The 24803-nt window shown below is 56.5% G+C and carries 21 protein-coding genes; 5 read left to right on the forward strand and 16 right to left on the reverse strand.

The features are described 5' to 3' along the window. Positions 1-52: 52 nt before the first annotated feature. From dtpA to ydgT, 10 genes are all read right to left on the reverse strand, one after another. Positions 53-1552, reverse strand: a complete 1500-nt coding sequence (dtpA, locus tag AFK62_RS09040; RefSeq protein WP_007672865.1) for a dipeptide/tripeptide permease DtpA — start codon at positions 1550-1552, stop codon at positions 53-55. 591 nt (positions 1553-2143) lie between these two features. Then, positions 2144-2779, reverse strand: coding sequence for an endonuclease III (nth, locus tag AFK62_RS09045; protein WP_007672870.1), 636 nt, complete (start codon positions 2777-2779; stop codon positions 2144-2146). Next, a complete protein-coding gene (locus tag AFK62_RS09050; RefSeq protein ID WP_007672872.1) occupies positions 2776-3462 on the reverse strand; it encodes an electron transport complex subunit E in 687 nt (228 codons plus the stop codon). Before AFK62_RS09050 ends, nth begins: the two co-directional genes overlap by 4 nt. Beyond that, the gene (gene rsxG / locus AFK62_RS09055; RefSeq protein ID WP_007672874.1) at positions 3455-4084 is read right to left on the reverse strand and encodes an electron transport complex subunit RsxG; all 630 of its coding nucleotides are present in this window, start codon (positions 4082-4084) and stop codon (positions 3455-3457) included. Before rsxG ends, AFK62_RS09050 begins: the two co-directional genes overlap by 8 nt. A gap of 9 nt (positions 4085-4093) precedes the next feature. After that, positions 4094-5146 carry an electron transport complex subunit RsxD gene (gene rsxD, locus AFK62_RS09060; RefSeq protein ID WP_007672876.1) on the reverse strand — a complete coding sequence of 351 codons (1053 nt, stop codon included), beginning with the start codon at positions 5144-5146 and terminating at the stop codon, positions 4094-4096. Further along, the gene (gene rsxC, locus AFK62_RS09065) at positions 5147-7468 is read right to left on the reverse strand and encodes an electron transport complex subunit RsxC (RefSeq protein ID WP_053531855.1); all 2322 of its coding nucleotides are present in this window, start codon (positions 7466-7468) and stop codon (positions 5147-5149) included. It abuts the gene before it with no gap. Further along, complete coding sequence (rsxB, locus tag AFK62_RS09070) at positions 7461-8039, reverse strand: electron transport complex subunit RsxB (RefSeq protein ID WP_007663054.1); 579 nt, start codon at positions 8037-8039, stop codon at positions 7461-7463. Before rsxB ends, rsxC begins: the two co-directional genes overlap by 8 nt. Then, the gene (gene rsxA, locus AFK62_RS09075) at positions 8039-8620 is read right to left on the reverse strand and encodes an electron transport complex subunit RsxA (RefSeq protein ID WP_007663058.1); all 582 of its coding nucleotides are present in this window, start codon (positions 8618-8620) and stop codon (positions 8039-8041) included. Before rsxA ends, rsxB begins: the two co-directional genes overlap by 1 nt. Before the next feature lie 74 nt (positions 8621-8694). After that, positions 8695-9138: a DUF2569 domain-containing protein gene (locus tag AFK62_RS09080; protein WP_007663075.1), complete on the reverse strand. Its 444-nt coding sequence runs from the start codon at positions 9136-9138 to the stop codon at positions 8695-8697. 94 nt (positions 9139-9232) lie between these two features. Beyond that, complete coding sequence (gene ydgT / locus AFK62_RS09085; protein ID WP_007663080.1) at positions 9233-9448, reverse strand: transcription modulator YdgT; 216 nt, start codon at positions 9446-9448, stop codon at positions 9233-9235. Between the two features lie 658 nt (positions 9449-10106). Between ydgT and AFK62_RS09090 the strand changes: the two genes are divergently transcribed. Continuing rightward, entirely contained in the window at positions 10107-11150 is a 1044-nt protein-coding gene (locus tag AFK62_RS09090) for an oxidoreductase (RefSeq protein ID WP_007663083.1), read from the forward strand. A 158-nt stretch (positions 11151-11308) separates the two neighbouring features. Continuing rightward, a complete protein-coding gene (locus AFK62_RS09095) occupies positions 11309-12307 on the forward strand; it encodes a bile acid:sodium symporter family protein (RefSeq protein WP_007663085.1) in 999 nt (332 codons plus the stop codon). A gap of 13 nt (positions 12308-12320) precedes the next feature. Here AFK62_RS09095 and add read toward each other — a convergent pair whose 3' ends face one another. The 3 genes from add to malX form a co-directional block, all read right to left on the reverse strand. Then, positions 12321-13322, reverse strand: coding sequence for an adenosine deaminase (gene add / locus AFK62_RS09100; protein ID WP_032983851.1), 1002 nt, complete (start codon positions 13320-13322; stop codon positions 12321-12323). Between the two features lie 105 nt (positions 13323-13427). After that, complete coding sequence (locus AFK62_RS09105; protein ID WP_007663091.1) at positions 13428-14597, reverse strand: MalY/PatB family protein; 1170 nt, start codon at positions 14595-14597, stop codon at positions 13428-13430. 13 nt (positions 14598-14610) lie between these two features. Continuing rightward, positions 14611-16200, reverse strand: a complete 1590-nt coding sequence (malX, locus tag AFK62_RS09110; protein ID WP_007663093.1) for a maltose/glucose-specific PTS transporter subunit IIBC — start codon at positions 16198-16200, stop codon at positions 14611-14613. Between the two features lie 174 nt (positions 16201-16374). Here malX and AFK62_RS09115 point away from each other — a divergent pair, with 174 nt between their 5' ends. Beyond that, on the forward strand, positions 16375-17403 hold the full coding sequence (locus AFK62_RS09115; protein ID WP_007663094.1) for a Mal regulon transcriptional regulator MalI: 1029 nt from the start codon (positions 16375-16377) through the stop codon (positions 17401-17403). Positions 17404-17453: 50 nt separating this feature from the next. Here AFK62_RS09115 and AFK62_RS09120 read toward each other — a convergent pair whose 3' ends face one another. Together AFK62_RS09120 and manA are read right to left on the reverse strand one after the other, a co-directional pair. After that, positions 17454-19019: a YdgA family protein gene (locus AFK62_RS09120; RefSeq protein WP_053531856.1), complete on the reverse strand. Its 1566-nt coding sequence runs from the start codon at positions 19017-19019 to the stop codon at positions 17454-17456. 99 nt (positions 19020-19118) lie between these two features. After that, on the reverse strand, positions 19119-20297 hold the full coding sequence (gene manA, locus AFK62_RS09125) for a mannose-6-phosphate isomerase (RefSeq protein WP_032983852.1): 1179 nt from the start codon (positions 20295-20297) through the stop codon (positions 19119-19121). 205 nt (positions 20298-20502) lie between these two features. On the opposite strand from manA, the gene fumA reads away from it, so the two are divergent. Together fumA and fumC are read left to right on the forward strand one after the other, a co-directional pair. Next, positions 20503-22149: a class I fumarate hydratase FumA gene (fumA, locus tag AFK62_RS09130; RefSeq protein WP_007663097.1), complete on the forward strand. Its 1647-nt coding sequence runs from the start codon at positions 20503-20505 to the stop codon at positions 22147-22149. A gap of 219 nt (positions 22150-22368) precedes the next feature. Next, the gene (gene fumC / locus AFK62_RS09135) at positions 22369-23766 is read left to right on the forward strand and encodes a class II fumarate hydratase (RefSeq protein WP_007663098.1); all 1398 of its coding nucleotides are present in this window, start codon (positions 22369-22371) and stop codon (positions 23764-23766) included. On the opposite strand, the gene tus is transcribed toward fumC, so the two are convergent. After that, positions 23767-24696, reverse strand: coding sequence for a DNA replication terminus site-binding protein (gene tus / locus AFK62_RS09140; protein WP_007663099.1), 930 nt, complete (start codon positions 24694-24696; stop codon positions 23767-23769). Positions 24697-24803: the final 107 nt, after the last annotated feature.

The raw sequence follows: 24803 nt of genomic DNA on the forward strand, positions 1-24803 counted from the left end.
AAAAAAAGCCGTCAGCATGAAATCTGACGGCTTAAGGGTGTTTCTCAAAAAATTATGCGTGTGCGGTTTTCGTTTCTTCCGCTTTGTCTTCCTGCGTCATGCGGTTAAGCAGCGGCGCGGTAACCAGCATCAGAAGAGCGATGACGCCCGTCACGATACCGATCTGCATAAAGACGTGGCCATAGACCGCAAGCGACTGCAGCGGGTCGGTGACATTTTCCGGTACAGCCATCAGATTCGCGACTTTACCCGCGATCATCGCCGCACCCGCCGTGGTGAGGAACCAGCTGCCCATGATGAAGCCCATAAGACGCTGAGGAACCAGCTGAGCGACCATTGCAAGGCCAAGGCCGGAGATCATCAGCTCACCGATGCTCTGCAGCGCATAGCTCAGGATAAGCCAGTTCACAGAGACGATACCTGCGTCAGACGCGAATTTCGCGCCCAGCGGCAACACCAGGAACGCGCCAGAGCACAGCAGCATGCCGATGGTGAATTTGAACGGCATTGACAGGCGGTCACCCATTTTGTTGTAGATAGCCGCAAGAATCGGACTACCGATCATAATCCAGAATGGGTTCAGCGCCTGGAACTGCTCTGGCTGGAACGTGACGCCAAAGATAGCGTGCTCAACGTTGCGAATAGCAAAGAAGTTCAGAGAGGTCGGCATTTGCTGATAAAGGACGAAGAACACAATCGCTTCAAGCATCAGGATAAATGCCACGATCATTTTGCGACGTGCAGCGCCTTTCATCGCGAACGCTTCTTTACCGAAAATAATCACGATAGCCAGCGCGACCACGCCCAGTACCATACGCGCGATACCCTGGTTGTGCAGCAGCCAGGTGGCGATAGCCACCAGGACGACAATCCCGACGACAGTCGCTATCAGTTTGCCAACCTGCAGCGGAGCAAAGTCAGGTTTGGAGCCGTAATCTTTAACCCACTTCTTGCAGAAGATGAAGTTAACCAGGGTGATTAACATGCCAACGAAGCTCAGTGAGAACGCTACGCTCCAGCCGAACTGGTCAGCAAGCCAGGGCGTTGCAAGCATGGAGAAGAACGAGCCAATGTTAATCGCCATGTAATACATGGTGAAAGCGCCGTCGAGACGCGGATCGTCTTTTTCATAGCAGGTGGAGAGCAGAGCAGACGGGTTGGCTTTAAACAGGCCGTTACCGACCGCGATGGTCGCCATACCAAAGTAGACAATGGCGGCATCGTGCCCGGACCATGCTACCAGAGCATAGCCAATCGCCAGCACGATAGTGCCAAGCATAATAACGCGCTTGGTGCCGAGCACTTTATCGCCCAGCCAGCCACCGATAGCCACCAGACCATAAACCAGCGCGCTAAAGGAGGAGAACAATGTAATGGAATCCGCTTCCGACATACCCAGCTGTTTTACCAGGTAAACGGCCATAATCCCTTGCAGACCGTAGTAACCAAAACGCTCCCATAACTCGATAGAGAAAATGAGATAGAACGATTTAGGTTGTTTGAAAGCGTTCAGGCTGACGCTTTCTGCTGGTTTTTTGTTTGCAGTCGACACATATACCTCTTTTTTTACAGCCCGCAGTAACTGCGGGGGTGGTATGCGCGTAGTGCCTGGCGGCATGCGCTTTTATTGTTATATGAAGTGAGAAACGGCGGGTAATGTTCACTATCCTGACCGCTGGCACAAGGCTTTTGTAATAATCTGTTACATATAAGCCAGGCGGGATAATCAGCCAGTCGCTTCGCTAAGAGTCAGCGTTAAATTTCATGATAGTAAGTATTGTAGTTTTTTTAACTGCCTAAAGCCGTAATGAAATGCGGTATGGTTATATGTTCTGCTGATTTGCCGTGTAAGCAGTGATATAGACCTTAATACAGGAAAATGTCCGATGTTTGTATTATTCGTGACAGTAATAACCGAGGTGCCGCAAGGCTTGCAGCTAAATAACGCAACGTTAATTTAACAAGATGTTGCAAGTGTGATAATTCTCACAAATCTATAGAAAATTCCCGTCGAAAAAAAACGATTAACCTGGCGAGCTGATTTAGCGCGGGATAATGAGGTGCAGTAAAAGCAACGTGAAGGGAATTGTGCAAGAAAGAAGGGCAGTGGATGTGACAAAGGTGACAGCCGCTGCCCACCGGGTTACTCGTAAACTTTTTCTGCGTATTCGCACAGATCTTCAATGATGCAGGAGCCGCAGCGTGGCTTACGGGCGATACAGGTATAACGTCCGTGAAGAATGAGCCAGTGATGGCAATCGACCTTAAATTCCTTCGGCACGACCTTCAGTAGTTTCTCTTCAACGGCGTCAACATTTTTACCCGGCGCAAATTTCGTCCGGTTACTGACACGAAAGATATGCGTGTCTACGGCAATCGTTGGCCAGCCGAACGCCGTGTTTAGCACCACATTGGCCGTCTTACGGCCTACACCCGGCAGCGCTTCCAGCGCCGCGCGATCTTCTGGCACCTCGCCTGCGTGCTGCTCAATAAGGATGCGGCAGGTTTTAATCACATTTTCGGCTTTGCTGTTAAACAGCCCGATGGTCTTAATGTACTCCTTCACGCCATCCACACCGAGTGCGAGCATCGCCTGCGGCGTATTCGCCACAGGGTAGAGTTTTGCCGTGGCTTTGTTAACGCTGACGTCAGTCGCCTGGGCGGAAAGCAGCACCGCAATAAGCAGCTCAAAGGGGCTGTTGAAGTGAAGTTCGGTGGTCGGATGTGGGTTATTGGCCCGCAACCGGGTCAGGATCTCAATGCGCTTGGCCTGGTTCATGATGCTTTTTCCGGGCTGGCCTCCACCACGACAGGTTTCGCGGCGCGGCGCTTCATTCGCTCATCGATCAGGTATTTTACGGCAAGCATCATGCCAAGACCGATAAACGCGCCAGGCGGCAGCATCGCCAGCAGGAACGGCGTATCGGTATGGAAGACTTCAATTCGCAGTACGCGTGCCCAACTGCCAAGCAGCCCGTCAGCGCCATCAAACAGCGTGCCGTTGCCAAGGATCTCGCGCAGTGAGCCGAGAACAAACATCGCGCCAGTCGCACCCATGCCAATGGCGAAACCATCCAGCGCCGAGAGCAACGGACCGTTTTTGGCCGCAAACGCCTCTGCACGACCCACCACGATACAGTTGGTCACGATAAGGGGGATAAAGATGCCCAGTGACTGATAGAGCCCGAACGCATAAGCGTTGATAAGCATCTGCACGATGCTGACCACCGACGCGATAATCATCACGTAAATCGGAATACGGATTTCAGCCGGCATCCATCGACGAAAGGCGGAAATCGAGGCGTTGGTCAGTACCAGCACCAGAGTGGTCGCAAGACCAAGACCGAGCGCGTTAGTGGCGGTAGACGTTACGGCCAGCAGCGGGCACATGCCGAGCAACTGCACCAGCGCCGAGTTATTTTTCCATAATCCGTTAACCAGAATCGATTTCACGTCATTCATGGGTATCTCCACAAGAAGACAGGGTGGACAGCTGTGGCTCCAGCGTTTGCGCGTACAGGCCCGCACGTTTCACGGCATTGACCACCGCGCGCGGGGTAATGGTTGCGCCGGTGAACTGGTCAAACTGGCCGCCATCTTTTTTTACCGCCCAGCGGCTGTCATTCTGGCCGTGAATGACCTTACCCGTAAAACCGGTTATCCAGTTGCTAATGCGCGTATCAATTTTATCGCCAAGCCCAGGCGTTTCATGATGTTGCGTAACACGGGTGCCGAGCACGGTGCCTTTAAAATCGGCGCCGACCAGCAGTTGTATCGCGCCCGAATAGCCATCCGGGGCGGTGGCCTGCATCACCACCGCCACCGGCGTTTCGCCTTTACGCGCGACCCACAGTTGTTTTTCGCCGTTGCCGAGCGCAGGTGACGTTACAAGATAGCAGCTTTGCTGAATATCATTGTCATACATCTCCGGCGGCAGCACCTGGTCGAATAGCTGTTTTTGCTTAAGCGTCGCCTGATCAGCAATCGTGGTTTTGGTGAGCGCGTTCACCATCGCCGTAAGGCCGGTGGTCAGGGCGGCGAAAACGGCGAGCGTCACGCCATGTTTCTGGATAGTTTTTAGCATGACGGCTCCTTACCGGTGACCATAAACCCGCGGACGGGTGTAGTAATCAATAAGCGGCACGGTGATATTTGCGAGCAGTACGGCGAACGCCACGCCATCAGGATAACCACCAAAGCTTCGGATAAGCCACACCAGCACACCGGCCAGCGCGCCGAAAAGCAGCCGCCCTTTGTTGGTGGTGGAGGCGGTGACCGGGTCGGTCAGAATAAAAAACGCGCCAAGCATCGTCGCGCCCGAGAGCAGATGCATCAGCGGCGAGAGGAATTTTTCCGGCGCGATAAGCCAGCCGAGCGTTGAGCACACGGCAAGCGTCACGATAAAACTTGCCGGAATATGCCAACGGATTGTGCCGCGCGCCAGCAGGAACAGGCCGCCTGCCAGATACGCGAGGTTTACCCACTGCCAGCCAAGACCCGCCAGCGTTCCCCCATAAATCGGCTGCGCGAGCAATTCACCTGCCGGGTGCCCCGCGTGCAGACCCGTTTTGAACGTGTCCAGCGGCGTCGCCTGGCTCACCCCGTCAATACCGAGCCTCAGTTGCGCCATGGTGTCGCCATTGGTGGTAACGCCGTGGAAAATAACCTGTAGTGCATCGAGAAAACCGGGTGCCGTTGCCGCAATCTGCTGCGGCGGCAGCCAGTTGGTCATTTGGACCGGAAAGGAGATAAGTAACACAACATAACCAATCATGGCCGGGTTGAACGGGTTATGGCCGAGCCCGCCGTAAAGCTGTTTTGCGATGATCACCGCGAAAGCGGTACCAAGCACGACCAACCACCACGGCGCCAGCGGCGGAATACTGATGCCCAGCAACAGACCGGTGAGCAGCGCAGAGTTATCGCCAAGATGACTTTTAAGGGGCAGTTTGCGCAACCGCAGCACCAGCGCTTCGCTGGCAAGCGCGCTGACGATGGCTAGCAGAATCTGCACCAGGCTGCCGTAGCCGAAAAAGTACCATTGCACGGCAATGCCCGGCATGGCGGCGAGCGTGACCAGCATCATGATACGCGACGTCTGGCGCTGGTTATGGGTATAAGGGGAACTTGCGATTCTGAAAACCATTTAATCCTCGTTAACAACCTTTTCGGCTGCTTTACGCGCCTGCACGCGGGCTATCGCAGCGGCGACAGCGGCTTTGCGCGGGTCCTGTGCGTCGTCATCATCTTCTTCATTCGCCGCCCGGGCACGTTCGTTCGCCTGCGCGGCTTTACGCGCTTTGGCACGGGCGATAGCGGCTTCAACGGCCGCTTTGCGCGGGTCGACCGGTTCGGCAGGCGTAGCGTCCACCGGCGCGCTTTCTGTGGTCTGCGCCGCTTTACGGGCTTTGGCGCGGGCGATAGCGGCTTCAACGGCCGCTTTGCGCGGGTCAACCGGTTCGGCAGGCGTAGCGTCCACCGGCGCGCTTTCCGTGTTCTGCGCCGCTTTACGGGCTTTGGCGCGGGCGATAGCGGCTTCAACGGCCGCTTTGCGCGGGTCAACCGGTTCGGCAGGCGTAGCGTCCACCGGCGCGCTTTCCGTGTTCTGCGCGGCTTTACGCGCTTTGGCGCGGGCGATGGCGGCTTCAACGGCCGCTTTGCGCGGGTCAACCGGTTCGGCAGGCGTAGCGTCCACCGGCGCGCTTTCTGTGGTCTGCGCGGCTTTACGGGCTTTGGCGCGGGCGATGGCGGCTTCAACGGCCGCTTTGCGCGGATCGGTTTCGGCTACCGGTTCAGTGGCTTCCATCGCTGGCACCGAGCTGTTAGCGGCCATCTCCTGCTGCACTTTTTCTGCCTGTCGCGCGCGGGCTTCGGCTTTGCGCGCTTCACGGGCGGCGATCGCAGCGCTGTTATCCGGTTTCTCGCCTGCGGTCACCATAATCGGTTTATCGTCGGTTTTTTTCTCGCGTGCCCGGGCGAGCGCGGCCTGGATAGCGTCCTGATCCTGGCCGGAAGGCTGAACTGCCGATTTTTTATGGCGTTCCAGCCGCGCGGCTTTCTCACGTTCCAGACGCGCCTGGCGTGCTTCAAAGCGGGCTTTTGCTTCTGCCGCGCGTTTTTCTTCTTCCGCAATAGCACGGATCTCCGCTTTTTCCTGACGGAAATATTGCACGAGAGGGATATTGCTTGGGCAGACATAGGCGCACGCCCCGCACTCAATGCAGTCCGCCAGATTATGCGCAGTGGCTTTGTCATGCTGTTGGCCGACACTGAACCAGTAAAGCTGTTGCGGAAGGAGATCCGCCGGGCAGGCATCAGCGCAGGCGCTGCAACGGATGCAGTGCTGCTCTTCCTGCGGTGTGCCCATCTCGGTCGCTGACGGGGCCAGCAGGCAGTTAGTAATTTTTACGACCGGCACATCAAGGCCCGGCAGGGTAAAGCCCATCAGCGGGCCGCCCATAATCACCAGTTGTTCGCTGGTGGGAATAAATCCGGCATGCTCCAGCAGGTGACGCACCGGCGTACCAATACGCGCCCAGACGTTACCCGGACGGCCCACGGCCTCGCCGGTGAGTGTGACGACGCGTTCGGTGAGCGGCTCACCGTCGATAATGGCGCGCTTGACGGCAAAGGCGGTACCGACGTTTTGCATCAGCACGCCGATATCAGAAGAGCGGCCGCCGTGCGGCACCTGTTTACCGGTCAGGATCTGGGTGAGCTGCTTTGCACCGCCCGACGGATATTTGGTCGGGATAACGCGCAGGCGAATTTTATGCTCGCCATGCAGGACCGCGCGCATCATGGAGATCGCCTGCGGTTTATTGTCTTCAATACCAATAAGCACTTCACGCGGCTGAAGGATATGCGCGAGGATGCGCACACCGTCCATGATCTGCGCAGCACAATCCTGCATCAGACGGTCATCGGCGGTAATGTAGGGCTCGCACTCCGCCGCGTTGATGATAAGCGTCTCGATTTTATCGCCGCCGCCCTGGAGTTTGGTGCCGGTCGGGAACCCGGCGCCGCCGAGGCCCGCCACGCCAAACTGGTGGATACGCTCAATCAGCGCCTCGCGGCTGCGGCATTGATAATCGCTCCAGCCTTCACGGGCAATCCAGCGGTCTTCGCCATCGGCGTCGATAATCACTGAAAGCTCCGGCAGGGCGGAAGGGTGAGCGGTAGGGTGCGGCATGATGGCCGTCACCGTGCCGGACGTTGGTGCATGCACGGGCAACATTCGTCCGCTGCCAAGGGTCAGCGGCTGGCCGCGCAGGACTTTATCGCCTGGCGCTACGCAAATCTCGCCTTCATTACCGATATGTTGTTTTAGCGGAATGATAAAACGCCCCGGCAGCGGCAACTGGCGCAGCGGGGTGCCGTTAGACTGGGTTTTCATCTCTGGCGGATGGATGCCGCCGTTGAAATCCCAGACTTTCTCTTTTCGGAACGCAGAAAATAACTTAAGCATGGTGTTCCACAGGAATGTTACGCACCGGGATCGTGTTGAGATCCCACTTCCAGTTTTCCGTTGTGGTGGCGGCCGGACGCAGTTCAATGCACTGCGTGGGGCACGGATCCACGCATAGGTTGCAGCCGGTGCAGAGGTCGCTTACGACGGTGTGCATGGCGCGAGTGGCACCGACAATCGCATCCACCGGGCAGGCCTGAATACATTTAGTGCAGCCAATACAGCTCGGCTCGTCGATAACTGCCAGCATGCGCACGGGTTGTGCGGCTTCAGCGCCGCCGTCAAGCGGCTGCGGTTCGACGTTAAGCAGCGTGGCGATTTTCTGCATCACCGGCTCGCCGCCAGGGACGCAACGGTTAATCTGTTCGCCATTGTTGGCAACGGCTTCAGCGTACGGACGGCATCCTGGATAGCCGCACTGGCCGCACTGGCTCTGAGGCAGCAGCTCGTCGACCTGGTCGACCACCGGATCTTCTTCTGCGGCGAAGCGGCGCGAGGCGTAGCCCAGCAACATGCCGAAGAGCAGGGCCAGAAGCGTCAGCGCGATAACCGCGACAACAATCATTTCCATCAGAACTTCACCAGACCACTAAAACCCATGAAGGCCAGCGACATCAGACCTGCTGTCACCAGCGCAATGGCGTTGCCGCGAAACGGCAGCGGCACGTCGGCGACCACCAGACGTTCACGAATGGCGGCAAACAGCACCATGACCAGCGAAAAACCGACCGCGGCGGAAAAACCGTACAGCGCGGACTGCATAAAGGTGTGATTGAAATTAATGCTCAACAGCGCGACGCCCAGCACCGCGCAGTTGGTGGTAATCAGCGGCAGATAGATGCCAAGCAGACGATAGAGCGCCGGGCTGGTTTTACGTACGACCATTTCGGTGAACTGCACCACGACGGCGATAACCAGAATAAATGCCATCGTACGCAGGTAGACGAGCTCCAGCGGCACCAGGATCCAGTGATCGATAATCCAGGAAAAAATGGTCGCGAGCGTCATCACGAACGTGGTCGCCATTCCCATGCCGATCGCCGATTCGAGTTTTTTGGAAACACCCATAAACGGACACAGGCCGAGAAACTTCACGAGCACGAAGTTATTGACCAGCACCGTTCCAACAAACAACAGCAAATAATCAGTCATTATTCGACCTGAAACGAAAAAAGCCGCTCATTATCGGACATACGACCGAGGGCGACAACGGAGAATCTGTAAGGTTATTTTGCCCTGACAAACGTCTGCTTTACGCGCACCGAGCGTTTGAAATAAGGCACCAGAAGTGCTGCGGCCAGAAGCGGGAACAGCAACTGGCGCACTGCCAGCGCATCGCTGACTGGCGAGAACGCGAACGATTTTATCGCCAACAGCACAGTGAGCAGCAGCCAGATAATATAGTGGCGCGGCACGCCCTGACGGCGTTTGAAAAAAGCGATAGTCAGCCAGAGTGTATATCCCCACATCGCCATCGCGCACAGCATTGAGGCATACCACCATATCAGGGCTGAGGTGCCCTGCGCGCTAAGCGTCTGATGGAGCTGCGGTGAAGCAAGCCCCATAATATAGAGCGCGACGGCGAGCGTGGTGCTGAGTAACGACATCAATAACCAGGCGAGAGGGGCAAGCAACCAGCCTCCGATGCGCATCGGGGATGCGTCGGTCATATTACCTCCCGGGGTATAAATTCAACAAATGGCTAAAGCATAATTACAGCGCAAAGATTATAAGGATTTTCTGTCTGATTGCTACCTTTGCGGCTTACTGGACATAGCGCCAGACGGTTTTCGGCACTTGCCCTAAGTCATACAGACGCCCGCCTGACACCAGCTCCGCGCGACGATGGTCCGCAGCCCGGTACATATTGATAATTTCCTGATTGTCAGTGAGCGTGTAATTAAGGTGATCGAACAATTTCTCCAGACTTTCAAGCGTGCTGATTTTACGAAACTTTAATAAATAGTCCTGAACGGTCATGTTAATTGTTATCCGCGCAATAAAATAATAAAGGGATTCGCCAGGAAAGGCCGGCCGGGTAAAGAATAAACGCAAAAACGCCGTTATGCAGGTTTAATAAAAGCCTGAATAACATTTAAGAGTTTTCCTTGAGAATTAACGCAGGCCCGTTCCATATAGAGGCGAAAGAGTAACGCGCTTCGGTATAGCTGGCAATATCTGCGCTGTGGTGGAATGTGCCCTTTTTACGACAATATGTAAATGAAGCGGCGTGTGGGGTTGGACGGCGGTGACAGACCGCTCAGCCGGTCTCTACTCCCCGGCTTCGGGTCACGACGCAGACCCTTCCTGAAGCGAAGGATAAACGGGTAATGCTTAAGGATTATTCATGATTTTTTGTGCGCCATTAATTGCGCGATTAACGCCACGCTATTTCTTTTAAGTCATGTTGCTTATTTCATCAAAACAATAAATCGCTCACATCACTGCCTCCATGCATGCATGGACTAACATCGCCTAATCCCCATTGGGCTTCTGAGTTTGCGAAAAATGCCCTCAACCTATTTTGAAATGATGAAGATTCTGAAATAAGCCGTTTATTTCCGTTTGGTTATGAAACCGTTGAGCCTTGCGGGCTAATGGTGTCAAATACCGAAGTCAACCCAGCAGAGGAATGAACATGAACGATAAGGTCCGGGTAGGATTAATTGGCTACGGCTACGCCAGCAAAACGTTTCACGCGCCGCTTATCGCGGGCACGCCTGGGATGGAGCTTGCTGCCGTCTCCAGCAGCGATGCCGCTAAAGTGCACGCTGACTGGCCTGGGATGCCTGTGGTATCAGACCCTAAACAACTGTTTAACAATCCGCATCTTGATCTCATTGTCATTCCCACGCCTAACGATACCCACTTTCCGCTCGCAAAAGCCGCGCTGGAAGCTGGCAAACATGTGGTTGTGGATAAGCCTTTTACGGTCACGCTATCTCAGGCGCGGGAGCTTGAGACGCTCGCAAAAAGTTTGGGGCTCGTACTGTCAGTATTTCACAACCGACGCTGGGACAGCGATTTCCTGACGCTTAAGCAGATCATTAACGAGGGGCAAATCGGAGAGATCGCGTATTTCGAATCTCATTTTGACCGTTTTCGTCCGCAGGTGCGCGATCGCTGGCGCGAACAGGCGGGGCCGGGTAGCGGCATCTGGTACGATCTGGCGCCGCATCTGCTGGACCAGACAGTACAGTTATTCGGGCTGCCGGTGAGTATTTATGTCGATTTAGCAGAGCTTCGCCCAAGCGCGCAAGCCACAGACTATTTCCACGCGGTACTGGCGTACCCGGAGCGGCGTGTCGTGCTGCATGGCACCATGCTGGCCGCGGCGGAATCGGCGCGCTATATCGTTCATGGCACGCGTGGAAGCTATGTAAAATTTGGTCTCGACCCGCAGGAGGAGCGCCTGAAAGCCGGTGCGCGTCCGCCACAAGAGAACTGGGGTTATGACATGCGCGACGGCGTGTTAACGCTTGCCAGGGGCGACTTGCTTGATGAACAGACCCTGCTGACGGTGCCGGGCAACTATCCGGCTTATTATGCGGCGGTGCGTAGCGCCATTCGTGGCGAAGGTGAAAATCCCGTCCCGGCAAGCCAGGCCATTGTCGTGATGGAACTTATCGAAGCTGGCATCGAATCCGCCAAACGCCGCACGGCGATATGTCTGCGCGGTTGATGCATTCGCCCCGGCGTCATGGGGTGCCTTTCTGTTTCTTCGCTGTACGACAATCTAAACGGCGCGTCACCCAGGCGCGCCGTTTTACGAGGTTTACTCGCGAGGATCGGCTTTTTGTTGCAAAGTAATGTCACCTGCAACACAACAAGGAACTGACAATGGGCTGGCTGCAGCGGCTTAAAATCGACACATTTTTACTGATTATGATAGGCGTCGTGGTTGTCGCGTCGCTGTTTCCGTGTGAAGGGAACGTCAAAACAGTCTTTGAATATCTCACGACCGCCGCCATCGCGCTGCTGTTCTTTATGCATGGCGCGAAGCTCTCTCGCGAGGCGATTCTGGCGGGAATGGGACACTGGCGACTGCACCTGGTGGTATTTCTCAGCACCTTTGTGCTCTTTCCACTGCTGGGGCTGGCGATGCAGTTCATTCCGCACAGTGTATTGCCGCCATCGCTCTATATGGGCTTTCTTTATCTGTGCGCATTACCGGCTACCGTGCAATCCGCCATTGCGTTTACGTCTGTTGCGCGCGGCAATGTGGCCGCAGCGGTATGCAGCGCCTCGGCGTCGAGCATCCTTGGTATTTTCCTCTCACCAGTATTAGTGGGCGTGATGATGCAGGCGCAAGAGGGCGATACCAACACGCTTGAAGCCATCGGGAAAATTATCCTGCAACTGATGGTGCCATTTGTCATCGGGCACCTTTCGCGCCCGTGGATTGGCCGTTGGGTCGACAAACATAAAAAACTCATTGGTATGACCGACCGTTCGTCAATTCTGCTGGTGGTTTATGTTGCGTTCAGTGAGGCAGTGGTGCAGGGGATCTGGCATCAGGTCACCGGGCTTGCGCTGCTTTCGGTGCTGATTGTGTCGCTGGTACTGCTGGCGATTGTGCTGGTGGTCAACGTCTGGACGGCACGACTGCTTGGCTTTAATAAAGAAGATGAAATTACCATCGTCTTTTGCGGCTCGAAGAAAAGCCTCGCGAACGGCGTGCCAATGGCGAATGTGCTGTTTCCGGCAAGTCAGGTGGGGATTATGGTGCTACCGCTCATGATTTTCCATCAAATCCAGCTGATGGTGTGTGCCGTTATGGCGCAGCGTTACGCTCGCCGGCAGGCAAATAAAACAGGCCAGAAGGCATCTGCCTCCTGACCTGATGCGCGGTTTAGGCCGCGCTGACTTTCTTCATCAACGCCTGTTTTTCTGCATCCGTCAGGAACGCGATTTTCAGGCCATTTTCCTGTGCGGTGCGGATCTGAGCCTGGCTCAGGCCAGCCGCCGGGGCCGCCACCTGATATTCATGCCCGATATCCACGCCCTGAACGCCCGGATCGTCCGTATTGATGGTCGCGAGGATCTGGTGGTCAAGGTACTGCTTCAGTGGGTGATGCGCGAGCGACGCCACCGTACTGGTCTGGATATTAGACGTCAGGCAGGATTCGATGCCAATACCCTGTTCTGCAAGGAAATCCATCAGTGCGGGATCTTCGACCGCTTTGACACCGTGACCGATACGCTCAGCACCAAGTTCGCGGATGGCCTGCCAGATGCTCTCCGGGCCTGCTGCCTCGCCCGCATGAACCGTAATATGCCAGCCCGCGTCGCGTCCGCGGTTAAAGTGATTCAGGAACAGGCTACCGGGGAAGCCCAGCTCGTCACCTGCCAGATCCAGCGCGGTAATATGGTCGCGATGCGCCAGCAAGCCCTCCAGCTCGGCTACACATGCCTCTTCCCCAAAAGTGCGGCTCAGTATGCCGATAAGACGGGCCTCAACGCCGAAATCGCGCGCCCCCTGACGCACGCCGTCAATAACGGCTTCCGCAACGCCTGCCACCGGCAGGTTATGCGTCATCGCCATATAACCCGGCGAAAAACGCAGCTCTACATAGTGCAGGCCGTTGCGCGCGGCATCTTCCATATTCTCATAAGCCACACGGCGGCAGGCATCCAGGGAGCCAAGCACTTTCACACCCCAGTCCAGCTTCGCGAGGAAGCTCACCAGATCGGGTTCATTTTTGGTTATCTGTACGTGCGGACGCAGCGTCTCCAGCGTATCGGCGGGCAGGACAAGATTAAACTGGCGGCCCAGGTCGAGAATGGTTTGGGCGCGGATGTTGCCGTCAAGATGGCGATGGAGGTCGGTAAGGGGAAGGCGGGTATCAATCATGATGGCACTCTTTTTTAGAATAAAGTGCATACCATTATAAAAATAATTACCGGCAGAAAGCTACGTTGCGCAACAAAAGAGGGGCGGTAATCGCCCCTTTTGCGTTCAAAGTGACCGGATTGCGCAAATAAGCCGCGCCACACCCTGTTCCAGTTTGCTGCGCGGGCAACCTACATTGAGCCGAAGAAAGCCGCGTCCCTCTTCACCGTAGGTATAACCCGGCATAATAGCGACCTTCTCGCGCGTGATAAGCGCCTTCTGTAGTGCATCGTCATCGATCCCGAGCGGGCGCAAATCGATCCACGCCAGATATGTTGCCTCCGGGGGTTGCCAGTTAAGTTGCGCAAACGCGCCGTTCAGTTGCTGTGCTACAAAACACAGATTCGCCTGAAGGTAATCACGCAGCGCATCGAGCCAGACCGCGCCTTCGCGATAGGCGGCAATATGCGCCACCAGCGACAGTACCGCGGGGGAAGAGAGCCCGTCGCGGCCTTTCAGCGCCTGAAAATACGCGTTACGATCCTCTTCTTGTGCGATAAACCCCCATGCGCCGGTGAGCGCCGGAATGTTGAAACTCTTCGAGGCCGACGAAAATAGCGCCCAGTGACCCTGACCTGTCACGCTCCAGGGAATATGCCGGTGCTCGCCCCATACCATATCCATATGGATTTCATCGCTTATCACCCGCACGCCGTGGCGCGCGCAAAGCGCGGCCATCGTGTCCAGCTCATCCCGACGCCAGACTTTACCGGTCGGGTTATGGGGGCTGCAAAGCAGCATGATTTTGCATTCCGGGCGCGCCAGCCGGGCTTCCAGCGCGTTCATGTCACACTGGAAGCCCAGGGCGGTTTGGGTGAGCGGGGCGCTGAGCACACGCCGTCCGTTCCCTTCAATGGTTTTCCAGAAAGCATCATAAGCGGGCGTGTGGATCAACACTTCGTCACCCGGCGCCGACCACTGACGAATCAGCTGTGACACCATGTAAATGACCGACGGCCCGTATACCAGCGTCTCGCGGGTGATAGCGCAATGAAATCGCGTCGCGTACCAGTGTTCGATAGCGCCGATAAACTCGGGATTTTGCCACCGGCTGTAGCCGAGCACGCCGTGCATAAGGCGCGTTGAGATGGCGTTCAGCACGCACGGCGCCGTCGGGAAATCCATGTCCGAGATAGTAAAAGGCAAGAGACTGTCTACGCCGAAACGGTCTGCCACATAATCCCACTGGGTACACCAGGTGCCGCAGCGATCCACGGCTTGTGAAAAATCACTCATCTCGCCCCCTGCGTTACGCCTGCACCGAATGCATCAGGCTGTCCATTTCGTCTTTCACCGACTGCACCTGCGGGCCGATGACCACCTGTAAATTATGCTGATTGAGCTGTACCACGCCGATGGCACGCAGCGCCTTAAGCGCAGCGCTGTCTACGCGCGCCATCTCTTTGACTGTCAGGCGCAGGCGGGTAATGCAATTATCAAGCGAGGTAATATTATCAGCGCCCCCCAGCGCCTGGAGAATGGCAGGAACGTCATAGCCTGATTTCCCGATAATGCCTGAGGAAACGACGGCAGGCGTCGCGCTCTCGGCCTCGCGGCCTGGCGTTTTAATATTGAAACGGGCAATGGCGAAGCGGAAAATCGCGTAATAGACCGCGAACCAGACGCCCGCCACCACCGGCACCCAGTACCATTTGGTCGACAGACCATGTAGCACGCCAAACACAACAAAATCGATAATATTGCCGTCGGTATTGCCAATGGTAACGCCAAGCAGCGCCATCATGGTAAAGCCCAGACCGGTCAGCAGCGCGTGGATAAGATAGAGCGCTGGCGCCACAAACAGGAACAGGAATTCGAGCGGCTCCGTCGTGCCGCCAACCACGCAGGCGATGACGCCTGATATCAACAGCCCTTTGATTTTATGTCGGTTTTCTGGACGCGCGCAGTGATACATCGCCAGCGCAGCGCCAGGCAGGCCACCCAGGAAGGCAGGCATTTTGCCCTGGGAGAGGAAACGGGTCGCGCTTTCGGCAAAGCCGTGTGAGGTCGGGCAGTTAAGCTGCGCCTGGAAAATCGTCAACGCGCCCGACACGTTCTGCCCGCAAACGTCCAGCGTGCCGCCAGCCTCCGTAAAGCGGATCAGTGCGACAAGAATATGCTGCAAGCCGAACGGCAGCAGGAGGCGCTCGCCGGTGCCGAAAATCATCGGTGCGAAGCTGCCAGCACTGTTGATAAGCCATCCCAGCGCGTTAATGCCTTTCGCAAAGAAAGGCCAGATGAGCGGAATGGTCAGACCCACCAGGCCCATCACGACGGTTGTGACGATAGGAACAAACCGTGTGCCACCGAAGAAGGCCAGCGCATCCGGCAGGCGTACTTTATGAAAACGCTCATGCAGCAGCCAGATGATGACGCCTGCGATCACCGCGCCGAGAATACCGGTATCGATAGACTGGATGCCGAGCACCGACTGCACGTTGTTTGCTTTCAAAAGCGCAGCGTCCTGCGACGGGAGGATCCCTTTAGCGGTCAGCCAGAAATTAACCGCCAGGTTCATCACGGCATAGCCTACAAACCCGGCAAACGCCGCCACGCCTTTGTTCTCACGCGCAAGTCCCAGTGGGATAGCAATACAAAACATCACCGGCAGAAAGCTGAAGGCAAACGAGCCCATTTTGCTCATCCAGGTAAAGATAAGCTGTAACACGCCGTTGCCGAGAAAGGGCATGAGCGTAATGACGTCATGGCTGCTGAGCGAACTGCCGATCCCCATCAAAATACCGCAAAACGACAGCAGCGCCACCGGCAACATAAAGGTTTTGCCGAGCTGCTGCATGAATCCCCAAAGCGTAATTTTTTGACCCGTCTGCGCCGTCATTAACGACTCCTCACGTGAATTGAACCCATCGTCTGAACGAAGAATCGCAAGATAAAACGTTTTACCAAATTTTAATGCGCGCTTAATCACAGAACATTACCCAGGCCTGAAGGCTATAATAGCGGTTCAGGTAAAAGGTTTTATCTGCCAGTAGTGGAGCAAAAAGCGTAGCCAATGACACAGGCGAAAAGAATCACTATCAATGATGTCGCGCAAGCAGCGGGGGTGTCGGTCGCCACCGTATCGCTGGTGCTGAGCGGCAAAGGACGCATTTCTGGTGCCACCGGGCAACGCGTCAATGAGGCCATTGAACAATTAGGGTTTGTGCGCAATCGCCAGGCTTCGGCACTGCGCGGCGGGCCGAGCGGCGTGATTGGTCTTATCGTGCGCGATCTCACCACGCCGTTTTACGCCGAGCTGACCGCCGGGCTATCCGAGGCACTCGAATCACAAGGGCGAATGCTATTTCTGCTACAGGGCGGGCGCGATGAAACGCACCTGCAGCGCTGCCTTGATACGCTTCTTGATCAGGGCGTCGACGGCGTGGTGATCGCAGGCGGCGGGGGACAAGGGGCGATGTGGCTTGCGCAGGCCCGCAAGCGGGGTATTCCGTTACTGTTTGCCTCACGCGCCAGCCATCACGATGAAGTCGATACCGTACGCCCGGATAACCAGCAGGCAGCGCGAATGCTGACTGAACATCTCATCCGCCGTGGTCATCAGCGCATCGCCTGGCTTGGTGGTGCCAGCTCTTCGCTGACCCGCGCCGAACGGCTTGGCGGCTATTGCGCGACGCTTTTGCAATATGGTTTGCCGTTTCACAGCGAATGGGTTGTCGAATGCCCGCCCGGGCAGAAACCGGCGGCGGAGGCCATCGCCGAGTTGCTACGCCTGAACCCAACCATTACCGCCGTGTTGTGTCACAACAGCACTGTTGCGATGGGCGCATGGTTCGGTCTGATGCGTGCCGGACGGCAGAGCGGCGAGGCCGGTTATGAGAGCTACTTCGAAAACAGCGTGACGCTGGCGGCGTTTGCCGAGGTACCGGAAGACCGGCTGGATGAAGTGCCGCTTACCTGGGTTACCACACCCGCCCGTGAAATGGGGCACTGCGTGGCGGAGCGTATTATGCAGCGCATAACGCACGGCGATGAATCGGCAGGGAGTTTGATTCTCGGGCCGCGGCTGGTGGCATATCGCTAAGCACGCTTTAAACCGAAAAAAAACGGCCTCCTGAGAGGCCGTTTCGCGGTTTATTGCTGCGGAACAGAGAGTGCAGGGCCGCGCGGCGCGCTTTCAGGCTCGCCCGGTTGCGGCACTGCCTGAGGTTCCGGCGCGCTAATCCCCGGCAGACCGAACATACCGACAAATTCGCCCAGCGGCATTTTCTGCCCGTTCAGGTTCACCTGACCATTCGCGTACTGAAGACTGGTCACGATGTTATTGTCCTGCATAGTGGTGATGCGGAACATCTGGCCCATCGCCGCCAGGCCTTTGACCTGCTGCGCCGCCAGTTTCTCGGCATCTGCCTGCTGGTAACCTTCCAGTTTCGCGACCTGGGTCATCATCTCGGTTGCCATATCCACCGGGATCACAAGCTTGCTCTCAAGGCTTTTCACCACGCGATCCAGCTGCTCTGCCGGGTCTGCCTGAGTTGCGCTGACCGGCGCCTGGCTCGGATCTTTCAGGAACAGTGACAGGTTAAAGGTGCTTTCGCCTTTCGCGTTTTTCCAGCTAAGCGGCGCGATAGTAATTACCGGGTTGCCTTTCAGCAGCAGCGGCAGGGAAGAGACCAGGTTCTCGGTCGCCTGTTGCTGGTAAAGCTCCGGGTTATCCATAATGCCTGGCTGCGCCATCAACGCACGGCTGCGCTCGTTATATTGCTGGCTGAACTGATGCCAGGCCTGGCCGTCGATGTTGCCGATCTTAAGCGTCATTTTGCCGCTGCCGAGATTCTGATTCTGCACCTTCAGGCTATCCATGACGTAATCCATCTGGCTGTCGATGCTCTTGCCATCTTTTGCCACGTCCGATTTGCCGTTCAGGCTGATCCCTTCAAGCAGCGCCATCTCCTGACCTTCAATCGCGACCGCCAGTTTTTCGAGGCTCAGCTTCTGTTCGCCGACGCGTTCGTTAAAGCTTGTCATCTTCGCGTTGCCATCGGCTTTCAGGCCATTGAACGTGAGCTGAACGCGCTGACCGTATTCATTTACCGCGTTGACCAGACCGCTTGATGCTTCGCCCTTAAGGCTCACGTCGTTACCGTCTTTATCCGCATCAAGCTGGAAGTCGCCGCCGCTGAACGCCACTTTCTTATTCGGCGTATCGTAGTTCAGTGCCTGCAACTGAATATCGCTGGATGTCGCGCCGCCGTAGCCGATACGGGTCTGGATGTCGGCAAACGACTTGCCTTTAGCCATATCAAACAGCGGCTTTGTCGTGTCGTTGTTCACAAGCGTAGTGTGGACCGACGCCATCGCAGGGAGGATGTTGAGTTTTTTCAGATCGGCGAGTGGGAACGGGCCGTGGCTGACGACCTGCTCAAGCACCACGCTCTGACCCGGCTTCAGCAGCGCTTCCTGCTGGCCTGCCGCGGGTTTGACCACCAGTTGCAGATGGCTGCTGAACAGACCACGCTGGTAATCCTGATAGCTCAACTCAAGCCCGGGCTGCGGCGCGCTGCGTTTAAGCTGCGCATTGGCTTGCGCCACCATCTCGCCGACATGTTTTTCAAATTGTTTCCCGGTGTACCACGCGCCACCTGTCCAGATAACACCGAGTGCAACGATAACGCCCACGGCGACCAGCGATTTTTTCATAGTCCAATTCCCTTAAAACGAAGCCAGACGGCGATCCGTCTGGCATAACTGGCAATAATTGTAACAAGCTTAGCAATCCTTGCTTAAAAGATCAGTAACTTAGTTAAGCTTATTATAAACCCTCGCAAGACGGCCCACGCCGCTCACGCTGACGGGGGATTCGTTCGCCGCGACGAAGGCGGATTCGCCCGGTTTCAGTACCAGACGCTCGTCGTTTTTGCTGAGTACCGCTTCCCCTTCGACGCAGAACAGAATAGCTGCGCTCTCCTGCGCCAGGCGCTGCGGCTGCGTGCCAAGATCATGCAGCGAGAAAGCGAAATCATCCACCGGGATAGGGAATTCCAGCGCGCCATCGTGTTTCTGCGGCTGGGTCAGCAGTTCTGCCGCTGGTTTGGCGACAAATTTCACGTTCGCGACCAGCTCCGGGATATCGATATATTTCGGTGTCAGGCCCGCGCGCAGGACATTGTCTGAGTTGGCCATGACTTCCAGCGCCACGCCCTGAAGATAAGCGTGCGGCGTTTCAGCAAACAGGAACATCGCCTCGCCTGGGTTGAGTTTCACCACATTCAGCAGCAGCGGGGAGAAGAGGCCGCTGTCGTCCGGGTAGAACTGGGCGATAAAGCGAATGGTGTCCCACGGTTCGCCCTGCTGGCTTGCCACAGTCGCTTTCAGTACGGCCAGCGCACGGGATTTTTCCTCGCCCTGCATATTCAACAGGCCCGCAAACAGATCGCGCAGGCGGTCAGCGTCAGGGGCGGCGAGGAAGTGCGCGATAGCGGTATGCGCGCCCGCGACCGGCTGAAGCAGAGAGACAATGTCAGAAAACTCACGAAACGCATTCATGGCCAGAAACGGCGTCAGGGCGAAAACCAGCTCCGGCTTGTGGTTCGGATCTTTATAGTTACGCTCGGCAGCGGTGAGCGGGATACCCGCTGCGTTTTCGCGTGCAAAACCTTCCTCAGACGCCTGCTTGTTCGGATGCACCTGGATGGAGAGCGGCTGATCGGCGCACAGTACTTTAAACAGGAACGGCAGTTCGCCAAAGCGCGCGGCCACCGGCGCGCCGAGCAGGGCGCTTTTATCAGCGTCAATCACGTCGCGCAGGGCACGCGTCTGGCCCTGCGCGTCCTGCACTTTCGAACTGCTTTTTGGGTGCGCCCCCATCCACAACTCTGCCATCGGCAGGCCGTCCGGGTTTTCCACACCATAAAGTTCCGTTAACGCCGTCTTACTGCCCCAGGCGTAGTTCTGCACTGCGTTAATGAGTTTTTTCATCATCGGTCCCTGTGTTCGAAGGAAAATATTTTTTGGTATTAAACCAATAAAGCGCGGCGAAGTAACCCGGCTGGGTAAAAAGTCGGTTTAGTCTCAGTTTTTGTTAAAAAATTGTGTACGATGTGGCGACTCGCTTTTTAATGCCGCACACGGAACCAGTGGCGGAATGACGAATTTCATAACTGAAGCTGTAAGTGAGAGTGCAATGTCTAGCAAACCCTTCTTCTGGCAAGCGCCTTTTCCACTGAAAAAGGACGAGACCGAGTATTACCTGTTAACCCGCGATCATGTCTCCGTTTCTGAGTTTGAAGGTCAGGAAATCCTGAAAGTTGAACCGCAGGCGCTGACGCTGCTGGCTCGCCACGCCTTTCATGACGCCTCGTTTATGCTGCGCCCGGCGCATCAGCAACAGGTGGCCGATATCCTGAGCGACCCGGAAGCCAGCGAAAACGACAAATATGTGGCGCTGCAATTCCTGCGCAACTCAGAGATCGCCGCGAAAGGCATTCTGCCGACCTGCCAGGACACCGGCACCGCGATTATCATGGGCAAAAAAGGCCAGCGCGTCTGGACGGGCGGCGGTGATGAAGCCGCGCTGTCGCAGGGCGTTTACGAGACCTACACCCAGGATAACCTGCGCTATTCGCAAAACGCGGCGCTGGATATGTACAACGAGGTCAATACCGGCACGAATCTGCCGGCGCAAATCGATCTCTACAGCGTTGACGGCGACGAATATAAATTCCTCTGCATCGCCAAAGGCGGCGGCTCTGCCAACAAAACATACCTGTATCAGGAGACCAAAGCGTTGCTGACGCCGGGCAAACTGAAAGCGTATCTGGTAGAGAAAATGCGCACGCTCGGCACCGCAGCCTGTCCGCCGTATCACGTGGCGTTTGTCATTGGCGGCACCTCGGCGGAAGCGACGCTGAAAACCGTGAAACTCGCCTCGACCAAATATTACGATGGCCTGCCGACGGAGGGTAACGAGCACGGCCAGGCGTTCCGCGATACCCAGCTTGAAGAAGAGCTGTTGCAGGAGGCGCGTAATCTGGGTCTCGGTGCGCAATTTGGCGGGAAATATTTCGCCCACGATATCCGTGTGATCCGCCTGCCGCGCCACGGCGCGTCCTGCCCGGTAGGCATGGGCGTATCCTGCTCGGCGGACCGTAATATCAAAGCCAAAATCAATCGCGATGGCATCTGGATCGAGAAGCTCGAAAGTAACCCTGGCAAGTACATTCCTGAATCGCTGCGCCGCGCAGGTGAGGGCGAAGCGGTGCGGGTGGATCTCAACCGTCCGATGAGCGAGATTCTGGCGCAGCTGTCGCAGTATCCGGTCTCCACCCGCCTGTCGCTCTCCGGCACGATTATCGTGGCGCGCGATATTGCGCACGCGAAGCTGAAAGAGCGAATCGACAGCGGAGCGGGTCTGCCGCAATACGTGAAGGATCATCCTGTGTACTACGCAGGCCCTGCCAAAACGCCGGAAGGGTATGCCTCCGGTTCGCTCGGCCCGACCACGGCCGGTCGTATGGATTCCTACGTGGATCTGCTTCAGGCGAACGGCGGCAGCATGATCATGCTCGCGAAAGGAAACCGCAGCCAGCAGGTGACTGACGCCTGTAAAAAACATGGTGGGTTCTATCTGGGCAGCATCGGCGGCCCGGCGGCCGTGCTTGCGCAGAACAGTATTCGTCATCTGGAATGTGTCGAATATCCGGAGCTTGGTATGGAAGCTATCTGGAAAATCGAAGTGGAAGATTTCTCGGCGTTTATCCTGGTGGATGACAAAGGCAATGATTTCTTCCAGCAGATCCAGGCGGGGCAGTGTTCGGCCTGCCTGAAGTAATGTGACGCCAGGCCGGGTTGGCGGTTGCGCTTACCCGGCCTGCAGGTGAGGCCGTCCTTTCGCGATGTAAATCGGGTCACAAAGGGGCCCACCGACACCTGCCCCAACACCGCTTGCCCACAAAAGAGCGCACAAAGCGCCGTGCAGGTTTTCTCAACGCATCAATACTTATTCCTTAAGCATGTGAGCCATCCCATCTTTGTTATCAAGGAGAAAGTAATGACCGCCTATCGCAGTGAAAAAGATTCCATGGGTGCCATCGATGTGCCGGCAGACAAACTCTGGGGCGCGCAGACGCAGCGCTCGCTGGAACACTTCCGCATCTCCACCGAGAAAATGCCGACGGCGTTGATTCAGGCGCTGGCGCTGACCAAACGCGCCGCCGCGAAGGTTAATATGGACCTCGGTCTTCTGCCTGCCGAACGCGGCAATGCCATCATCAGCGCGGCAGACGAGGTACTCGAAGGCGCGCACCCGGAGGAATTTCCACTTGCCATCTGGCAAACCGGCTCTGGCACGCAGACCAACATGAACATGAACGAGGTGCTGGCTAACCGCGCGAGCGAAATCCTGGGCGGCGAGCGCGGTATGGCGCGCAAAGTACACCCGAATGACGACGTGAACAAAAGCCAGAGCTCAAACGACGTCTTCCCGACAGCGATGCATGTCGCTGCGATTATCGCGCTGCGTGAACAGCTTATTCCGCAACTAAAAGTGCTGCATAAAACCCTGAGCGAGAAGGCGAACGCCTTTAGCGACATCGTCAAAATTGGTCGCACCCATTTACAGGACGCCACGCCGCTGACGCTTGGACAAGAGATCTCTGGCTGGGTGGCGATGCTTGAGCACAACCTGAAACATATCGACCATAGCCTGCCTCATCTGGCGGAACTGGCGCTCGGCGGCACGGCGGTAGGTACGGGGCTTAACACACACCCGGAATATGCCGAGCGCGTCGCTAAGGAACTCGCCGCGTTTACCGGCCAGCCGTTCGTGACCGCGCCGAACAAATTCGAGGCGCTGGCCACCTGCGACGCGCTGGTGCATGCCCACGGCGCGCTTAAGGGCCTTGCGGCGTCGCTGATGAAAATCGCCAATGACGTTCGCTGGCTCGCAAGCGGCCCGCGCTGCGGCATTGGTGAAATCGCTATTCCGGAAAACGAACCGGGGTCGTCCATTATGCCGGGCAAAGTCAACCCGACCCAGTGCGAGGCGCTGACAATGCTGTGCTGTCAGGTGATGGGTAATGACGTGGCGGTCAATATGGGCGGGGCAATGGGCAACTTCGAGCTTAACGTGTTCCGCCCGATGGTTATTCATAATTTCCTGCAGTCGGTGCGCCTGCTGGCCGATGGCATGGAGAGCTTTAATCACCACTGCGCGACTGGCATTGAACCGAATCGCGATCGCATCAGCCAGTTGCTAAACGAGTCGCTGATGCTGGTGACGGCGCTCAATACGCATATCGGCTATGACAAAGCGGCGGAAATCGCCAAGAAAGCGCATAAAGAGGGGCTGACGCTTAAGGCCTCCGCGCTGAAGCTGGGTTATCTCAGCGAGGAGGAGTTTGATGCCTGGGTGCGCCCTGAAGCGATGGTCGGCAGCATGAAGCCCTGATCACGGGGCAAGGTAGAGATGCAGGCGGGGGATCATCAGCGTAAGCGCCTCCGCCTGCGGCTTATAGCGGTGCTGGATGTTTTCGGCATCATAATTCAGCAACTCGCCGATATCCGGCACGCTGCCGCCGCGCGTTTCATGGCATAGCACAATCAGCGGTGACGGGCAGGCATACTGCACCTGTCGCTGGTTTTGCGCATACCAGACGCGCGCAACCGGCTGGACTTTCACCGGCCGCTTAATTTTAAGACGCGCCTTCTGGGGGAGTGCGGCGATGTCGTTGTACTCCTGCGTCAGCCGGGCGTGCCACTCTTCTTTGGTTAAGCCGCCCACCGCACGTGGCGATTTAAGCCCGCGCTCCAGTGTCGTAAGCACCTCATCGCGCGTCAGGTTTTTGATGATATGTTTGTTCGCCCAGCCGAAACGCAGCGTGGCGGGGTTATCCAGCACCGTCAGTCGGCGGTAGGCATTGAGTGTAATCAGCCCCGGCAGATAGCGGTGAACCCACTCAAAACGCTGGGTGGAGGGCAGGCCCGACTCCACAGTAATAATCTCTTCAAGCTCTGTTTTTAGCGTGTTGATGCGCTCAGCCCGCGCGTGCAGGGCTTCATGCTGCGCATTATCAACGCTGAAGCAGACGGCACCTGGCAGGCGCACCGCCGCTTTGCTGCTGCGTTTTTCCGACTGTTGCTGAATAAAAAGGTGCGTAAAGTGGCGCAGCGCGGCTTCCTGCGCCGCTTTGCCGATTTTTTGCGTGACGTCGACAGTCAGCAGCGGATCGTGTTCTTTGCCTTTTTCCACCTCAGGCAGGGTAAAGACGCGCGCTGCCAACAAGCGACAAGCCGCCAGTTCGTCGCGCATGGCCATCAGCGCGTGCTCTAATTCGCGAAATGTGACGTTGAGACGTTCAACCAGATCGTAACGGGCCATGATGCTCTCTAATTAGTTACAACATACTTTATATTTAGCACAATTCTGCCCACATTGACCATCGCGATATCCGTCGTCAGGCAAGAAAAAGGCATGAAGAGGATTTA

The sequence above is a fragment of the Cronobacter condimenti 1330 genome, assembly GCF_001277255.1.
Classification (GTDB): Bacteria; Pseudomonadota; Gammaproteobacteria; order Enterobacterales; family Enterobacteriaceae; genus Cronobacter; species Cronobacter condimenti.